Source organism: Flavobacterium sp. KH_035, assembly GCF_057839565.1.
This window is the reverse complement of record NZ_CM174492.1, coordinates 2,227,899-2,247,163: the sequence shown is the minus strand read 5'-3', so window position 1 is coordinate 2,247,163 and position 19,265 is coordinate 2,227,899. Positions and strand designations below refer to the sequence as shown.

General features: G+C 36.6%; 11 protein-coding genes. 5 read left to right on the top strand and 6 right to left on the bottom strand.

Annotated features, from left to right (window positions below; all coding sequences use genetic code 11):
- Positions 1 to 7: 7 nt before the first annotated feature.
- From AC3IS6_RS09670 to AC3IS6_RS09650, 5 genes are all read left to right on the top strand, one after another.
- Positions 8 to 2,251, top strand: coding sequence for an eCIS core domain-containing protein (locus AC3IS6_RS09670; RefSeq protein ID WP_489164688.1), 2,244 nt, complete (start codon positions 8 to 10; stop codon positions 2,249 to 2,251).
- Between the two features lie 78 nt (positions 2,252 to 2,329).
- Entirely contained in the window at positions 2,330 to 3,433 is a 1,104-nt protein-coding gene (locus AC3IS6_RS09665; RefSeq protein WP_489164687.1) for a hypothetical protein, read from the top strand.
- Between the two features lie 29 nt (positions 3,434 to 3,462).
- Complete coding sequence (locus AC3IS6_RS09660) at positions 3,463 to 7,584, top strand: eCIS core domain-containing protein (protein WP_489164686.1); 4,122 nt, start codon at positions 3,463 to 3,465, stop codon at positions 7,582 to 7,584.
- Complete coding sequence (locus AC3IS6_RS09655; protein WP_489164685.1) at positions 7,581 to 8,276, top strand: hypothetical protein; 696 nt, start codon at positions 7,581 to 7,583, stop codon at positions 8,274 to 8,276. Before AC3IS6_RS09660 ends, AC3IS6_RS09655 begins: the two co-directional genes overlap by 4 nt.
- Positions 8,273 to 9,574, top strand: a complete 1,302-nt coding sequence (locus AC3IS6_RS09650; protein WP_489164684.1) for an ATP-binding protein — start codon at positions 8,273 to 8,275, stop codon at positions 9,572 to 9,574. Before AC3IS6_RS09655 ends, AC3IS6_RS09650 begins: the two co-directional genes overlap by 4 nt.
- 115 nt (positions 9,575 to 9,689) lie before the next feature.
- On the opposite strand, the gene AC3IS6_RS09645 is transcribed toward AC3IS6_RS09650, so the two are convergent.
- The 6 genes from AC3IS6_RS09645 to AC3IS6_RS09620 form a co-directional block, all read right to left on the bottom strand.
- Entirely contained in the window at positions 9,690 to 10,721 is a 1,032-nt protein-coding gene (locus AC3IS6_RS09645) for a TlpA family protein disulfide reductase (RefSeq protein WP_489164683.1), read from the bottom strand.
- A 56-nt stretch (positions 10,722 to 10,777) separates the two neighbouring features.
- Positions 10,778 to 12,019 carry an amidohydrolase family protein gene (locus tag AC3IS6_RS09640; RefSeq protein ID WP_489164682.1) on the bottom strand — a complete coding sequence of 414 codons (1,242 nt, stop codon included), beginning with the start codon at positions 12,017 to 12,019 and terminating at the stop codon, positions 10,778 to 10,780.
- Between the two features lie 105 nt (positions 12,020 to 12,124).
- Entirely contained in the window at positions 12,125 to 13,525 is a 1,401-nt protein-coding gene (locus AC3IS6_RS09635; protein ID WP_489164681.1) for a RagB/SusD family nutrient uptake outer membrane protein, read from the bottom strand.
- A gap of 86 nt (positions 13,526 to 13,611) precedes the next feature.
- Positions 13,612 to 16,689, bottom strand: a complete 3,078-nt coding sequence (locus tag AC3IS6_RS09630) for a SusC/RagA family TonB-linked outer membrane protein (RefSeq protein ID WP_489164680.1) — start codon at positions 16,687 to 16,689, stop codon at positions 13,612 to 13,614.
- Between the two features lie 745 nt (positions 16,690 to 17,434).
- Positions 17,435 to 18,124 (bottom strand): LytR/AlgR family response regulator transcription factor, encoded by a 690-nt coding sequence (locus AC3IS6_RS09625; RefSeq protein ID WP_489164679.1) that lies wholly within the window; start codon positions 18,122 to 18,124, stop codon positions 17,435 to 17,437.
- Entirely contained in the window at positions 18,121 to 19,143 is a 1,023-nt protein-coding gene (locus AC3IS6_RS09620; RefSeq protein ID WP_489164678.1) for a sensor histidine kinase, read from the bottom strand. Before AC3IS6_RS09620 ends, AC3IS6_RS09625 begins: the two co-directional genes overlap by 4 nt.
- Positions 19,144 to 19,265 lie beyond the last annotated feature (122 nt).

Genomic DNA, 19,265 nt, shown 5'->3' with positions numbered 1-19,265 from the left:
ACGACACATGGGAGCCTTTAACCAAAAATCAAAATCCAATCCTTCCGGACCATCCGCCTTTAATTCAAGGCAGGGTGAGGATTTTTTTGGCGTACAGACAAAACTCAGTATCGGAAAATCGAATGACAAATATGAAGTTGAAGCCGACAAAGCAGCAGATCAAATCGTTTCTCAAAAACAAAATGCCAAATCGGAATCTTTTTTTCCCCCCTCACCTGTGGTTCAAAAAAAATCCTTAGCAGAACGAAGTACGCCTGTTACGCAATTAAAAAAGGAACAGGAAGAAACACTTCAAAACAAAATTGAAACTGTTGCCACTGAAACTCCTAAAGCAGTCGAAAAAAATCCGATTTCAAAACCACTGATTCAGCAGAAAAAAACAGAAGAGGAAGTTCAGACTAAAGAGGAGGAACAGGAAATTCAAAAAAGTGCCAACACCGAAACAAGTCCAACAAATACGGCATCGCTGGAAAGCAAACTTCAAAGCAGTAAAGGTGGTGGTTCTCCCATGGCCAATGCCACTCAAAACCAGATGGAGTCTGGTTTTGGAGCCAATTTCAGCAAGGTGAGAATCCACAATGATTCTAATGCTGTTCAGATGAACAAGGAACTGGGGTCTCAGGCTTTTGCCAATGGTAATGACGTCTATTTTAACGAAGGAAAATACAATCCCGATTCTCAGGACGGAAAACACCTGTTGGCACACGAACTTACGCATACGATACAGCAAGGCAATAAACCAAACATTCAGAAACAGAATCCTCCAAGCAATTTAGACAGTCTAAACGAAATGCTCGACAGTTTTAATGTTCCTGAAGATGAAGTTATTTTAATGTGTGCACAGCTCAGCGCTTCGGAAAAAACAACTGTTTTAAATGACGGAAGTTACAAAAGACGAATGGCCAATGCATTGGATGTGTCCGAAATGATCAGAGCAGTTAACAATTTAGGCGCGCCCCTGAGTACAAAATTAGAATGGGTAAATGCAGCTGCTACTTTCGGAACCTTTTTTATGGAATACAGCGAGATCAAAGGAATGATAACTGCTGCCGATCAACCACAGCGCGAAGCTTTAAAAACCGATACCTGGAGAAGCTTTTTTGTGGGCGTTTGTACCAATGCTACTATGATTGAGGCTTTAGACGATCTGCAATACGATTTAATTACCAAATTAACCTGGCTCAAAGCAGAAGTTACCATCACCAGTTGGGCACTTGATTATGCAACCATAAAACCCTGGATTACACACGCCAATACCACCCAAACCGAAAGGGATGCCTTAAAAGTGCACACCGATGTGGGCATGAGTTTCTTCGTAGATGTTTGTACCAATGCCACTATAATTGAAGCCTTAAACGATCTGCAATACGATTTGGTTACAAAATTAACCTGGCTTAATGCGGAGGTATTCATTACAAGCTGGGAACTCAGTTATCCAACCATAAAACCCTGGATTATTGATTCCGCCACTAGCCAAGCACAAAAAGACTCCTTAAAAACTCCCGACTGGAAAGCATTTTTCAGCGCCGTTTGTGATAACACCACTATACTCGAGGCGGTAACAGATCTCAGTTTCGACATTGCCACACAATTAGAATGGATTACCGGTGAAGGTGTCGATTTTATTACACGACTTACCTGGCTTCTCAATCACAGTACCGATTATGATGCGATTAGAAATGAGATACTAAGTGTTTCTAACGGCGACAGACAAACTGCATTGGCAGATACCAACATCAGAAGTTTAATCAATTCAAAACTAACAGCTCCGGTATCTGTTGCTGTTTTCTCCCATCTGTTATTGGGCTCCATGTACTGGAGAAATCCTCAGAACAATGATTTCTTCGCTTATTTTGTAACCAATGGAGGTTCCGGAACACTTCCGGCTGCTGCGACTATGAATTGCTGGGAAAGTATCATGTACGCCGCTTATCTGTCTAACAAAATTAACGCTTCCTGGATTCAGAATTTTTATAATACTGCCTTCGGTGCTTCTGATCCGAATGTATTAATATGGAGTCAATTGGGGTGGAACAGCGGTCTTCCTGTCTATCCGGCTACAACACCAACGGTCGGACAGTTAATTTTTTATACCGAATCCGGCAGACCTTACCCGGGACACGTTGCGATGGCAATCGACGGAACCCATGCCATCAGCCTCTGGTCGCAGCCTAATAATGACTTTTTTATACAGCGTGTCAATATTACCGTGTTTTCGGGAGTAATTCAAATTTCTAATCCCCCTTGGTAAATTATGCAATCAGATATGAAAAAGGCTTTATCTTTATTATTATTTTTAGTATTTACCAATTGTCAAAACGTTTCTAAAATGAATCCCGAAAACAAACATGACCTCACTTTTAAAATTGTCTATAAACAATCGATAGATTCCGTACCCGCTTTATCAAAGTATCCTACAATTGGTAAAAACGGGCACGAATATTCTCGTATAGACATCCCAAACCCTGAACTTGCATTTCCCAGAAAATATATGGAATTGTATGGAACTTCAGAGGCGTTAATTGGTCGATATGTTTCTGAAAATGGTACACGGAACAATCATTTTTTCTCTATCCTCAATGATTCCCTTGACTACCATTCCGATTCGGATGTTATTGATCTGGCCGTTACTTCAAATGGGGATTTTCTGAAGTTAACTTCTGACTTCCTGTATATCGTAAAAAAAGATAATGTCAAGATTCAGCATCCTTTAAAAGGAATGAAAATTATCCTTTCAGAAAACAAAGACATTTGGGTGATTGGGATCAATAATGCGTGGCTGATTGAAGATGATTATACAAAAATCAAAGCTCTGGAATGGTTTGGCGGTATTCATACCGTTTCTTATCAAAATGCGCTCCATTGCATCGATAATTCCAAAAGTGTAATTGTTTCTTTAGACACAAAAGGTATTGTTACAAATGAAAAAACAAAACAAAATTTTGGTCCCTTTGAAAAGCTGGCCGGCTTTTGGGGCAGCAAATACATCACGCTGGAAGGTTCCACTTTCAGATGGTATGAGAAATCTGTTTTGAAGAGAAAAATAGCACTTCAGTCTGCCGGTGTTTTAAATAATGGAGAGGTATTTATTTCTTATACCGAAAGCAAAAAAACCTACTTAAAAACCAATACCATATCAAAAGAATGGGATATTCCCGAAGATTCTAAAAGTTACATTCTGCCCATTGTTTTCGAAAAAGGAGATTCCTACTTCGGTTATCATTTGAACAGCTTTGGTGAATTCAGTAAAAAAAATCAAAAGGCACAAGAAACAAACAATATCGATGAAAAGATATATGAAAAAAACATATTGCCTTATCGATGGAAAATTGGACAAAGTCGTTATTTCAATATTCCGAACTATGATAAGTTACTGGTATCCCTGGTTGGACCTAAAGAAATTGTTCTGATGGAGATCAATAGTTCTTTTTAAATTTTAAAACGGTAAAATATGACTTAATTATGGGTGTTCTTGCTAAAAAATCAGCTCATTCCTCCAATCAAACTACCTCAACGAATGAGCAAGGCAGCAGCTCTTTTTTTGGTTTACAGGCAAAACTCAGCATTGGTAAATCAAATGATAAATATGAAGCGGAAGCCGACAGCGCAGCCGACAAAATAGTCGCTAAAACTCCTAAAAATAATCCTGAACCGTTTTTCAGCCCATCACCCATAATCCAAAATAAATTAGATGAGGTACCAAAAAAGGATGAAGCCACTCCCCAAAAGTCAATAGCAGAAAACATCTCTCCCGTTGTTCAGTTAAAATCAGAAAAAGAAGAAAAGGAAACCATCGTTTCTGAAAAAGCAACTGTAGAAGAAACTCCACAAAATAAAATAGAAGCTCCTCAAAACGAAACGACTAAAACCACTGAAGCCATTTCTGTTCCAAAACCAATTGTTCAGCAAAAGAAAGCAGAAGAAGAAGTTCAAACTAAAGAGGAAGAAGAAATTCAGTCCAAAGAAGACGAAAAAGAGCTTCAAATGAGCGCTAGTGCCGATGCAAATCCTTCTGATGATTCTGATTTGGAAAGCAATTTAAACAATAGCAGAGGTGGTGGTTCTCCACTTTCTAAAAACACTAAAACGGAGATGGAATCCGGTTTTGGAGCTGATTTTAGCAATGTAAGAATCCATAACGATTCAAATGCCGTTCAGATGAACAAAGAACTGGGTTCACAGGCCTTTGCCAACGGAAATGACATTTATTTTAACCAAGGTAAATACAATACAAACTCAACAGCCGGAAAGCATCTTTTAGCACACGAATTAACACATACCGTACAACAAGGCACTAGTTCTGTTCAGCCTAAAATGATCCAAAAAACACCAACTGCTCCAACTACTGCTTCCCCTGTATCTGGTACCAATCAAAGCATTTCTTTACAAGCGCCAACATTTACACCACCAGAAACAATTGCTTCTCAAATTGAGGTAGCGGGAGACAGAGGTGCTGAGGTTAATGTAACTTTTGGACAATGGGCGTCAGGTGCAATCAAAATGAAAAAAAATACAGATGGTACATACAATACAAAAGACAATAGACAAAGTATAAATCTTAATATTAACTATTTAAGCCCGCTTACAAGTATAAATATTACCCCGGTTTTGGCCATTCAAATAGAAAACAATACGATAGCTGGTTATATTACGGTAAAAACAGGCAATCGGTTAGTTGGAAATCCAGCCGGTCTTATTAATGCCATTAAAGACAATAGCGAAACTTTTGGCTGGATTGGAATTGATGTTACAAGTGTCCCTAACGTGCAAAACACCATTGAAGGTGGAAATCTAACGTTAACGGCTAATGGAATTCCTGTTCAATTGGGAGGATTTGTAAATGCAACTCTTGACTTTGGAATTCAGGGCGAAGTAATCACATTTAGAGCCAGTGGAAGTATCGAAGTCCCAAATCTAAGTCCAACTCAAATTACAATTGAACGTAATGCCGAAGGAAATATAACCGGCGAAATTGATTTGGCTGTAAGTATGGCTAATTTTAACGGCAGCATCCATGCTGCTTTTTTAAATGGAACTTTTGACATCAGAGGTACTGTAGGTTATCAAACCGAAAAAATAAGTGGTCAGGTAACCTTATTGGTGACAGATGCTGCAACAGCCAGAAATGCCGCTTTAAGCCAACTGGACCCTTCTCAAATTGACGAAAGCGCGAGAGAAGCAAATGGAATTCCTGAAGCAAACAGTGGACCAACACCAGGACCAAGAGCGATGGCAGGTTGGGGCGAAGTCGATTTTAGCTTTACCGAATGGATGACAGGCAGAGCCATGGTTATTATCGACAATGAAGGCCACGTTACTATTCATGGAGAAATTACACCACCGGCAGAAGTAGAATTATTTGCTCAACGAGATTATATAAGAGAAATCTTTACTGTCGAAGTTCGTACCATGTATGGAGTTCCGTTAGTCGGAAATGTTTTCTTATTTGCTAACATTGGATTGGAAGCTCTTGCTAAAATTGGTCCTGCAAAAATTTATAATATAAGAGCAGTAGGAACTTATTCTACCGATCCTGCAGTATTTAATGATTTTAGTCTTTCCGCCTCTTTTAATATGTCAATGTTCGCAGGACTGCGACTCCGAGCAGAGGGAGGATTGGGTGTTGAATTACTAGGTCATGATATAAAAGTAGGTGTTGGAGTTAATGCATTAGCTGGAATTAGAGGATATGTTGATGCCACACCGACCATAGGTTATAGAGAAACTGCATCTCCTGAAGCTGGAAGACAAGGAGAATTTTACATACACGGGCATGCCGAAATGGCCGCACAGCCCTTCTTAGCATTAGGTGGTGATTTGTTTGTAGAATTAGACAGTCCATGGTGGTCTCCTGCACCAGATGATAAATGGACCTGGCCATTAGGGGAGTTAGAATATCCTTTACCCGGAGAGTTTGGTATTGGTGCTGATGTAGATTATGTTTTAGGTTCTGACGAGTTACCTGAAGTTGAATTTGCTCCTGTTGATTTCAACTCAGATAAATTTATGACCGATTTAATGAACGACCACGTCCCTCCAACGCAGTCTACAGATGCAGAGCATCCGGCAGAATTTCAGGAAGGAACAACGGGAGGAGAAGGGAGTGAAACTCCTCAGGTTACAGACTCAACAGGAAATCCTAATGCCGGAACAACCGGAGCACCGCCTGGTGCAGATGCTCCGCCAAATCCACCAACACCCGAAGTTCTTGCACATTGGGGAACCGGATTGGAAGCTTTACGTGCTTTAGCAACAGAATCAGAACAAAGCCCATTGAATGAACAACAAATTCATGCCCGATTAGATATTATAAAAAACCGTAATCATTTTAGCCGCCTCAATGCCGTTCGAAGCGGTCAAAACTGGAATATCAACGCCGAAATGCCTAACATTAGCAACCACAGCACACCAATAGTAGTCAAAGCTGCACCAATTGCTGAAGGTGGAGATTCGGATCGAAATTCCGAAATTCCAACAATTATTGGATTGGAACATGCTGTTAATGTTGATGGAGGTCACAACCTTAAAATTGAAGGTACTGTTGAACGTGTTGAAATTAATGTCTACAGTGACAAGCAGACTTTAAATCAGCTTTTAAACAATAAACGTCAGGAAATACACGACAACAGGGATTCTGACCCGCAATATACGGCCAAATCGAGAGCAATTGAAAATCTATTCAGCGAGAAAAACGTGTTAGGAACCAATATTGGCAGCTATAGACGGGCCGTTGCTAATGCTTATGAAACGGGGGGCGGAAACCAACCTATTCGGGCTGCTTATGAAAACATACGAACAAATCTAACCAATATTGCAACAGATTTGGGAATCGTTGGAGTACTGGAACATCACATCGAATTGCCAATCTCTCACGTTGAATTTGAAACAGACACCAAAGGCCGATCATATATGCTCAGAGCCGCACCTTTAACAAAGATTCCCGGCAATACAAGAGGATCCACGCCAACCAATGATCCGATGGGATGGTCGAACATTCCGCTTAACCAAAGAAGCGCCGGACAATGGGTAAGAGCACATCTTTTAAATCACAGATTACATGGCCCCGGAACAGTTCAAAATTTATTTCCGGGCACCAGGGATATGAATTTAAGAGATATGGAAAGTCAGGTTGAAGATCCTGCAAAAGAAGCTGTATGGGATAACAACCAAATATTATATTACAATGTTGATGTCTCCTATGGAAATACAGGAGTTTTTGAAGACATTCCGGATATTGTGGTAATGAGTTTTGGACCATATAATGTCGAAACCAGAGAAAAAGGTGCCGCTATAAAATCCAAACGTTTTACCCAATCGCCCCCCTCAGCCGTTGCTCAAACAACCATAAACCGTTCGTCCAGCAATGCATTGAATCAAAAGGCAATTAGCGAAGGTGGTGCCGATGGAATAGGTCTGTCAGGATTCTTTGATCGACTTGTACGGGTTCGCCCACCAGCACCGGGGTATCAAAACATTATTCAAATCCACGATGCTGTATCAATAGAATATACTGATCAGGCAGCCTTTAACTCTGCATTCACAAAATTCAATAACTTAGTAACTTTAACAATTTTACAGCTATGATTAATTTTAAAGAATTATTCTTATGGACTTTAATTGTGGAAATTGGCAATGCCTACACTCATGGAGTTCTTATAAAAACGCCAGTGACAGCGGCTTTACCTCCTAAAAAATTAAACACTTCACTAGAAATCGATGATTTAATTATTGAATTCTACAATCAAACCTCCCGATTGGAATTGGCATGGGAGTTAACTGATACACCTGAAAATATTGAACCTTTTCAGAAAAATGAATTTATAATAGAAAATTACCTCAAAAAGGATTACTCCTGGTCTTTTGTAAAAGAACTGATAAGCGGTTATATCAATATAACAGCTTCTGATTTGATCTTTGACAAGGAGTATAATGACCAGCAAACATTTGCATACACCCTAAAAAAACTTAAAACAGCTGATACCTTTTTTGCTTTTGACATTCAAAGTTCGGTTACCGCCTGTTTTAAGAAAACCAACAATCAGGTTTCGGATACGATCTGGCTGATACATACAGATGCTGATAAGGTATATGATATGAAAATCGGACTCGAGGAGTATTTAAATTTAGCCTATCAGGCCAAATGCTTCAAAAATTGGCAATTAGTCTATTTATTTAGAAAAAAAGCTTCTGAATATGAACTTATGAAACAGTTCATTCCTTTTATTTTTAGCCATATTGAAACAGATTTATCTGCTTTTGACATACCACACATATGAAAAACATTAAAGAATTACTCCGATACCAGTTAGAAATTCAAATGGATAAACTTTTTGGTTCTGAAACCAAAAGCAACGAGCCTGAATATGAATCGGACAAACACTCGTTTGTCGAGGCTTTTATTATTGAAAATAAATTACCTCATGTCGAAATTTTGTTATTAGGTTTGGCACTAATTCCCCATATCCATCCGGAATTTTTAACGTCTTTGATTTCTAATTATCTTCCCAACGGTGGAGAATTACCCGAATTTGGAGGTGTAAAATCAAAGAATCACCGCGGCATTTTACCAACAGGTGAAACGGCTCAGTTTTTAATAGCCGGAAATGATCTTGAAAACCGAATTTCTTTCTATAATTACTTGCACAATCAGTCTTATCTCTATCAGAAAGGAATCATCAAAATAGAATCTGTACCATACGGCGAACCCAAACTAAGCGGTTTACTAATTTTGGAGGACGAATACATCGAAAAATTCCTGACCGGGAAAATTCTAAAACCACAGCTTAGTAGCATCTTCCCTGCACAATTAATCGAAACCGAATTGGACTGGGGAGATCTCGTACTTAATGCTACCACTATAAATCACATCAAAGAAATAGAAACTTGGCTTAAGTTCAACGACATTTTACTCCATGAATGGGACATGAAAGCCAAAATAAAACCGGGTTTCAGAGTTATGTTTTACGGTGCTCCGGGAACCGGAAAGACACTGACGGCTTCACTTCTTGGAAAATATACACAAAGAGACGTTTATCGAATCGATTTGTCTATGGTAATTTCAAAATACATTGGTGAAACCGAAAAAAATCTTTCTTCCCTTTTTGACAAAGCAGCTGATAAAGACTGGATTCTATTTTTTGACGAAGCCGACGCCGTTTTCGGAAAAAGAACCAATGTAAGAGATGCCCATGATAAATATGCCAATCAGGAAGTTTCGTATTTACTGCAGCGCATCGAAAATCATCCTGGACTGGTTATTCTGGCCTCTAACTTTAAAGCCAATATTGACACGGCTTTTACCCGTAGATTTCAATCGATCATTGAGTTTGAAGTCCCTTCTTATGCCGAACGTCTGCAGCTCTGGGAGAACAACCTGCCCAAAGGAATTAAAATCGCTGAAGATGTAAATCTTAACGAGCTTTCTAAAAAATACGATATTACAGGAGCCAATATTGTGAACATCATTCAATACGCCTGTCTGAAAACACTAGAGAGCGAAAACGAAAGTATCAACCTTCATCATCTTCTTCAGGGAATCAAAAAAGAATATGCGAAGGAAGGTAAAATGATGTAAGATACATTCATTTCACGTTCTAATTTGAAATACAAAAAGATCATTTTAAAATCTGATAAAACGCATTAAATCAAAGCTATGAAACAAATCAAAAGACTTCTTTCCTGACAATAAACTAATGAACGCCCGCTTCTTTCAACCAGTTTTTTAATCCTTCATCTGATGGTCTTGGGGCATTTGGATCAACAATATTGCCTTGCGGATCAATCAGTATGAATCGCGGAATACCGGTTACTTCATAAGCATTCTCAAAAGAGATATCACCATTAGCAAACAATTGTACACCCGTTAATTGAAGATCTGCCACCATTTTTTTCCATTTGTCATGATGATTTACACGATCGGTAGAAATGCTGACAAACACTATGTTTTGATTATGAAATTCTTTCTCAACTTTTTTAAGAAAGGGAATTTCCTTTTTACACGGTGCGCACCAGGTAGCCCATAGATCGATATAAACAAACTTACCTTTAAAATCATCCAGAGAAGTTTTAGTACCATTGTAATTCTCATAATTGAAAAATTTTGGTGAAACTTTTCCTTTTGGAAGCACTTCTTCCTGATGTTTTTTTAATCCGGTAGTTTTGTTATATCTGGCCACACTACTTTTCTTAAATTCTTCGAGATCTTTTTTTTCAAGAGCAATAAAAGAGACTTCCAATCCCTTAGTCTGTTCAAGAAGATTTTGATAACCCGCTACAATTTCCTCTATTTTGGCCATAAATTCGGCACTTTCTAATTTAAATATAGATTTATCCGCAGTGGCCTTTTCAGTATACAGTGCTTTCTTAAATAGGTAATTATTAGGTATTGCCCCTTCACCTTTAAAAGCCATTGTCTCGTCCCATTGTTTGGTATCAAAAGTAATTTTCAGATTGTAACCATTTTTAAGGTAAAAGAAGCCTTGTTCTTTACCATCAAATATCCCATAGTAACCTTCTTTTATTCTCAGAGTATCAGAGAAAGAACCATCTTTGTTAACATTAATTCTTTTAATTTTAGTTCTGTTCTTGAAAACAAGCAAAGAATCTGAATTTTTATCTGTGATTTTTCCAGATAAACGCAGATAGTCATTTCCTTCCTTTTGCGCAAAAGTATGCAGACTAAAAATAAGGGTTAGAATCCCTAAACAATACCATTTTTTCATTAGATTTTTCTTTTAAACTTTATTTTATAATTTGTTTATTGACACGTTTTGGAAAATTATTCTTTCGTATAAATAATCCCCGATTTAATGGTCATAAAGCCATCTTTTAAATTTTCAATATTTTGTGCAGGATCTGAATTGGTTATATATAGATCTGCACGTTTGCCAATAGCTATAATACCTCTATCCTCTATTCCAATGCTTTCTGCACCTATTTTAGTAGCACTTATCAGGGCTTCTTTATTGGTGAAACCACAGTTATCGGTCAATATTTTTATTTCATTAAACAACGGGGTCGCATTATCTTTTTCAAACAAATAAGGCCAATCTGTTCCTGTAGACACTTTAACACCAAGTTCATGGGCTCTCTTGGTTACTTTCATTCCATCAAAAAGCTTATTATTATTCCCAATGTAGTTAGTCGCGTCCAGTATCACATTGTTTGCTTTCATCAGGAGTAATAACTTGTCCATTTTTATAATATCGATGGCTGATGGTCTTTTTAGGTGATCCATTTTCCCTGAAGAAAAATCATAAGGTATATCAAAAGCATGCGACATCGAATTTACTTTGGCAGCGGCAACATCTGTTGGTGTAGCAGGAAATACCGCTGCATGACTCCAACTTTGTAATCCCTGCTTCTTTGCTTCTTTTACAATCTTTCTAATCATGCGAGCACTGAAATCAGAATATATTTTTATTCCGGTTACCCCTACTCCTTTTGCTTCGGCCACAGCGATTTTAATATTTGTCGTATCAGTAATCGTACGTTGCCATGGAGTATCTTTTTCTGTAGTATACTTTCGGGTTAAGTTAAAATAGTCTGGTCCCGCAAATTGAGCCGAGTAAAAAATGGAAGGAGTCGGCAATTGATTCAGGGTACTTGCCCGTTTATAATCGGCAAGGACAATTGCATTCCCTGTCATATCTCTAACCGATGTTATCCCTGCATAAATCATTTTAGAAAGCTGATCCTCCATGTATTTATTACTCTTTTCTCTATTGAGATTAGGGACTGTTGCCAGATGAACATGTGTATCTATTAATCCGGGCATAACATACTTTCCGGTTATGTCAATTATTGTTGCTTCCGGATACGCACTAAAATTATCCGTATACAATAGATCTGTAATCTGATTGCCTTTAATGACGATATTACCTGCCTTTAAGTCAAATTTATCGTCAAAAATAAATCCGTTCTTAAGTATTGTTATTTTTAAGTTTTCCTTCTTTTGTGAATATCCGGTTATTAAGTTAAATACCGAAAACAAAAAGATTAAGACTAGTTTTTTTTTCATGTAAAAAGGCTTTTATACTATTAGAAAAATGCATCGAATGCAGGCAGTATGATTCAAAGGATCAATATTCTCTAACGAAAACATTGATCCTAAAAATGGCTACTTTTAATAACCTGGATTTTGTATAATACCAGAACGATCTATTTCTGTTTGTGGAATGGGCAAAGCAAATCGATTTGCGTTAGCCGATAAACCACTGCCGTCTGCTCTTTTAAAACCTAACCCAAGTCTTTTAAGATCTGTAAATCTGAACCCTTCAAAGGCTAATTCTCTTCTTCGTTCATTAAGAATTTCATTACTCAGGTCTGTCCCTGAATAATCTCCTATACCACGGGCATTTCTAAGTTTATTGAGATTTATCAATGCTGATGCATTATCACCTCCCTTTAGATACGATTCGGCCAGTATCAGATATAATTCAGGCACTCTGATGAGTTTTATATCTATATTACCAGGATCAAAAGCAGCGGCATTTGTTGTTCTTGTACCTGCTTGCTTTTTAGGATAGTAATTGTCTTTAATAGTAGGATGGTTTTTGAAATATACTGTAAATCTAAAGTCTTTCGTTTTGTCATAAAGATTTATTAAATCTGTTGCTACCGAATAGGGATAACTCGAGAGAACCGGTATTGCAAAGATTGCTGCGGTCTGCCCCATTTCGGAATTTTCAAAACGTATTCTAAAAATGATTTCACCGGAATCATCCTTATCCCATTCTTTTTGCAAAGCAGCCAGCGTGTTGTCTAATTTATACCTGGTATCTGCTAAGGCTAAATTACCGTAGGAAATAGCATTTTTGTAATCGGCTGTTTCATGAGATACGCGGGCGGATAATGCATAAATAGCCGTCTTAGAAATTCTGTACGAGTTAACCGTATTGGTGGCTAATGCTTCTGCTTCCTTTAAGTCTGCCTGAATAAACTGAATCACTTCGGCTGTAGTGTTTCTGGGTTTTATGTCTAACAATTTATCTGTTTCAAATCGATAAGGTACTGACAGTGCCTTTTTATCAGCATTATAAGCAGGTGAATAAAACCTGTATAAATTATAATGCAATAAAGCTCTTATCCCCAGTGCTTCTCCTAAAAAAGCATTTTTGTTTGTCAGCGTACTTTTTCTCGCATACTTTATAATAGTATTTACGTTATAGATGGCCTGATACGAAATTTTCCAAAACCCCTCTATACCACCAGTCGAACTGTTATATGCCAGCGGATATATCGAAAGTGAACTGTTATCAAAAGAGAAGTCTTTTGAATTTGTCGAACCTAAAAGATCATCTCCAATGGCTTCCGGAATTGTATATATACCCAAGGAATAACCATGGAAATCTTGTTTCATAAGCCCATAAACCCCATCCAAGGCACTTCTAAAACCTCCTTCTGTCTGAAAGAGTGTTTCGGGAGCCAATTGATCCAAAGGTTCTTTGTTTATAATATCATCAGAGCAGCTGCTAAAGAAAGTAACTATTACTGATATGAAGAATAATTTTATATTTGCTCTCATTATGTTGTTCTTTAATTTTTTATCTATCGTATAAGACTCTTTTGTCTTCGTTGTTATTTGATGTCCAATTTGTGGTTTGCTGTATCTTAAAAACTAACATTAAGACCTAAAGAATAGGCTCTGACAATGGATGAAGAAAGTCCAATACCTCCAGCCGCAGTAGCATATTCGGGATCAATATAGGTAACAGCCGTTTTGGTAAAAAGATTTTGTCCCTGAACATAAATTCTAAGACTTTCGATTCCCGCTTTCTCTAAAACACTTTTCTGAAGTGTATATCCAAGGGCAACGTTTTTCAATTTAATATAACTGGCATTCTCTAAAAATTGAGTAGAGTTTTTATAATCTGATTCTATGAATGCTGTAGGGTTGGCTGTATTCACCTGTCTTATAGCTATATTTGACTGATCACCAGGATTTTTCCATGCATTAAGCACATCAGTACTTTGATTGTAAGCAGGATTGTTATATAAATTATAGATTCCTTCATTCAAAACATAATGACCGCCAGCATAAGATATCAAGACCGACATATCCAGTTGTTTGTATCTGAACGTATTGGTCAAACCTCCATAATATTTGGGCATAGCAGTTTTGTTACTAACCTGTCTCAGATTATTGATTTCAGTTGCATTGGTTGTCGTTTTATTGGTATTGTAGTCAACCAGCCTCCCATCTGGCGCTCTGTACTGATTAAAACCTGTAACCGGATTAACACCTGCCCAATCTGCAATATAAAAAGAGCGTATTGCACTTCCTTCCTGGAACACGGTAGATCCCGAATTAGAAAGAATATCCTTTTTGTCTGATAAGGTTATAACTGTTCCCTTGTTGAAAGCAATATTACAATCAGTGGTCCAGTTAAAATCTTTGCCTTTTAAATTTACAGTGTGAAGACTAATCTCAACACCCTCATTTCTAAAATTTCCGATATTGGAGACCAACTCTTTAAAACCCGAGGTTAACGGAATTGGCTTATTATTTAATAAGTCTCTGGTATCTCTTATATAATAATCAACAGTTCCTGAAATACGATTGCTAAACAGTCCGTAATCGATACCGAAGTTCTTATTATAATTCTTTTCCCAAGTTAAATTCGGATTTTCTCCCCTTGATAGATAAGGTACGGTACCACCTGCATAAATGATTTGGCTAGAGTAATTGTATAAGGATTGAGAAGCAAAATCTCCAATAAAGTCATTTCCGGAAGTCCCAATGCTGGCTCTCAATTTTAAAGAACTTACGATTTTATTCTCCTTAAATAAGTCTTTATATGCATTCCATGAAGTTCCTACAGACCAAAAATTAGCATATTTGTTATCCGCCCCAAAACGGGAAGAGCCGTCTCTTCTAAAGGATAATGACAGATTATAAGTACTATTAAAGTTATAATTTAGTCGTGAGAAATAAGACAATGAACCTGCTACTGATTTTTGTTCTGTAGCTGAAGTTACCGTTTTTGCTGCACTTACAATTTGTATTGCATCGGAGTTAAAAGTATTAGCCAGTATATTAAGACTGTTGGTTTCGTATTCATTAACTTCATTACCCAATACCAAATCAAAACTATGTTTCTGAAATTTCTTTGCTATAGTAGCTGTTAGTGTACCTGTATAATTATTATTATCACCACTAGAATTAGTTAGGACTCCCCCTTTTACAATTACTTTTTCGAAATTACTGCCCTTTGAGTTATTATAGTTTGCTCCTAAAACACCATTCAAACTTAACCATTTGAAAGGTGTATAAGTCAGGTTTACACTTCCTCCAATATTTTTTCGATTGGAATTTACAATTGTATTATCTCTTATAAATAATGGATTGTATGGAGCTCCCGAAGAAGTGCCAATATCCAAAAGCCTTAGCGGATTTCCTTTATCATCAAGAAAATTCAACCATGGGTTTAACATAAATGCATTTGAAAAAGGAGAACCGACAGTACGTTTATTTACATCGTTTACATTTCCGAAATTTCCTGAAAATCCAACTTTTAATTTACGCCCCAAATCAAAATCAAGTCGAGTACTTGCTGTATATCTTTTATACTCACCTCCAAAAATATTATCGACCTTGTTATAGGTTATAGAAGTATAATAGTTGGCTTTATCGGAACCTCCGGAGAAAGAGATATTATCTTCACGATTTATTTCATTCTTCAAAAGCAAATCAGCCCAATTTACATTATTACCCAATGCTCTTCTGTTTTGAAGTAATGTCGGATTCGTTTTATAAAACCCCAGTGACTCTTCAAAATCTAATTTTTGAGATCCAGTCATTAAATCATTAGTAAATGATTGGTCAGCTGTTTTCATTCCAAGTCGGGTATTAAAAGTGACCTGCAATCCAGTGTTTCTCTTTCCTCTTTTTGTGGTTATCATTATTACACCATTCGTCCCTTTAGATCCGTAAATAGAGGTTGATGCTGCATCTTTTAGAACACTAATCTCTTGTATGTCTGCAGCATTTAAGGTGAAAGCACCTAGTCCTGATCTAGGCATCTGTACACCATCAACTACTATCAGAGGATCTGTACTGGCACTTATCGAGCCAATACCTCTTAATAAAATAGAGGGCGGAGCATCGGGAGAGGTAAAATTTTCCTGAACAAATAAACCGGGAACGACTCCAATTAAAGCGTCTGCAAAAGATACATTTTGTGTATTCTGTAATACCTTGGTATCTAATTTTGTTACAGCTCCTGTAATTTTATCACGATTCATTTTTCCATACCCTACTAAAACGAGTTCATCCAATTGGTTCGTATTGGGTTCAAGGGTAACATTGAGCAAGACCTGACCTGCAATTTTAATTTTTTTAGTTGTAAAACCTACAAAGCTAAAGCTTACCACATCACCTTCGTTTACAGCGATTTCATACTTACCATCAAAATCAGTAATTGTGCCCTGTTTATTATTGTTTACTAAAATTGTTACTCCAATTAAAGGCAAACCTGTATGGTCTTTAACCACACCACGAATCTTCTTTTGATTTGCGTTTTTACTGATTAGGTCAAGAGAAGACTCCTTTGAAGTTTTAGTCTTCTGCGCATAATTTTCAGATTGTACATTCAATATCGAAACAATAAGAAAAAATGCGGTTAACTTAATTTTTAAGGATGGTTTTAAATAAAATAGAGTTGCTGCATGGGCTTTCATTTTTTTCATAATTTTCATAGTTTTTAAATTACCGGAGTTCATTACCTTAAGAATTGATTATATAGAGAGAAAAGACTGCCTGAGTTCTTTTTCGTGATTTTCTAAAAACAAAAGTTGTGGTATTTGAATGGAGAATGCCATTATACATTTAGGACAAACACTGCAAGTAAATTACATGTCGTGTATCTGATATATCGTTAAAAAAATGGGATTCAATTTCCTGCTAAAGTGGTATTTTCAGGAGATAGAGATGTAATTCTTATTTTTTACAAAGAGAAAAAGTAATGAAAGACAAGTTTATGTAAATTTTGTTTCGCAACAATCTCTTTTGCTATTGTGCCAAATGTAGACTACATAATTCATACATGGACTTTAAAAGTAACAACTGGTATCATCTAAGTAACAATTGGCAGGTTTTTAGACATAAGTGTAAAAGAATGAAACCAGTTTTAGCAAATTATCAACTGTTTTCACAAAAAAAACACTTTATTTCCTTTCTGCTAAAATCAAATAATGAGGATCCAAAGCGGTCAAAAATTCATTCTTAGTTTCAAAATGCATCTGTTACAAATCGGCAATTGATTTTAAATGATTCCTTAACGCTTTCTATACTACTAAAAGACCTCATTTAAGTTTAAAAATGAAAATTCTTCATTTTGGGTATAAAAAAACCAGTGAGACTAATTCACTGGTTTTTAAATTTATATACTGTACATCTTTACTCTATTTAGGGCAGTTCAATATTTTTTTTCTGCTAACTTAACCAGTCACTGACTAACTTTCGATAGGTTTCGCCAACGGGAAGCTGCTCTCCGCTAGTAAGTTGTATCTGATTTCCATCAATAACTTTTATTTTACTTTTTGGGATTATATACGAGCGATGAATTCGAACAAATTGATTTACAGGAAGCTTTTCCAGAATATCCTTCATGTTTTCCAGAACCATAATTTTCTCCCCTTTGGTATGGATGCGAATATAATCTTTGAGTCCTTCAATATAAAGGATGTTTTCGGTTGCTATTTTATGATGCTTCCGGTCGGCTTTTACAAATAGAAAATCTTCAGTTTGCTGGTTTTGAAAGGTTTCCTGCCAACCGATAAATTTTTCAACACTCTGATAAAAACGATTAAAAACAATTGGTTTGAGTAAATAATCTATAACATGAAACTGAAAAACATCTAAAGCATAATCCGGATAAGCAGATGTAATGATGAAGTTGTGTTTCTGATTGAACATTTGCATTAATTCAATTCCGGTTAGCTGTGGCATTTGAATGTCTATGAACACCAAATCAACCGCTTCATTGTTCAGTATTTCGATGGCTTTAAAAACATCTGAATCGGCATACAAAACGTTTAATCTCGGTACTTTAGAGGCATAATCTGCCATCAGTCTTACTGCAAACGGTTCGTCGTCTAATATGATACAATTTATTTTCTTCATTTTAATTCTATTTCAAGTTCAGCTGTAAACTGGTTGTTTTGATTTACTACTTTTATCTGATGTTTTTGCGGATAATGAATTTCCAGTCTCTTTCTTAAATTACTCAATCCAATACCTCCCAACTTATCTTTCTTTTGTATGGCAATATCATTTATCACTTTAAAATTGAGTTTTTGATCTTCTAAGCGCAGCTCGATTATAATTGGTTTTTCGTTAGATGTAACACCATGTTTTAAGGCATTTTCAATTAACGGAGACAAAATATAAGGCGGAATTTCTTCAGAAATATTTTCGGTTTCAATTCTGAAATCAATAAAAGCGCTTTCCTGATGCCTTAATTGTTCGAGCTCAATATAGGCTTTTATATACTCGATTTCATCGGCCAGTTTTATCTTTTCTTTTTGAGATTCATAGGTCGTAAAACGCATAATCTGACTTAGTTTTTCAATGGCAGCCAACGATTTATCCGATTGAAAATAAACCATCGAATAAATATTGTTGAGCGTATTAAATATAAAATGCGGATTGATCTGTGCTTTCAGAAATTTGATTTCGGTGTTTTTGTTTTCTTCCAGAATAACCTGATTGTACTCCAACAAACGGATAAAATAAATAACAAACCAAAGCAGTGAACTTAAAATTACAGGCATACTGCTGTAATGCAGATTATCCTCCATATACTTAAAGAAAGTTGGATTGGTGTAATTGATTCGATGAAATAAAACATCGCTTATCACCTGTTCCAACAACCATCGCGACCCCGTAAAAAACAAGTACGAAACCAATACTCCCACAAAAAATCTTTTCCACTGAAAGGATTTAAAAACCAATTTCATCACCACAAAATAATGAAAATAAAAGGTTAGCACAAACACAATCATATATGTTGAAAGAAACAGATCCGGAATGAAGTTTTCGCTCTGTATCAGATTTTTAACAAATGTGAAATACCCCATCAAAAGCCAATATATGATATGAATAAACACTTCTACCCTTTTTGATAATGTTCCTTTATACATCGTTTCGTTTTTTTTTCAAAGATATACATTCATTAAAAAGTCCAAAGCCGGGTTTGTAGATTAATCACGGGGGTTTGTCGATAAAAGTTCTTTTCGGTCTTTTTTCAGCGCAGTTTTGCAGG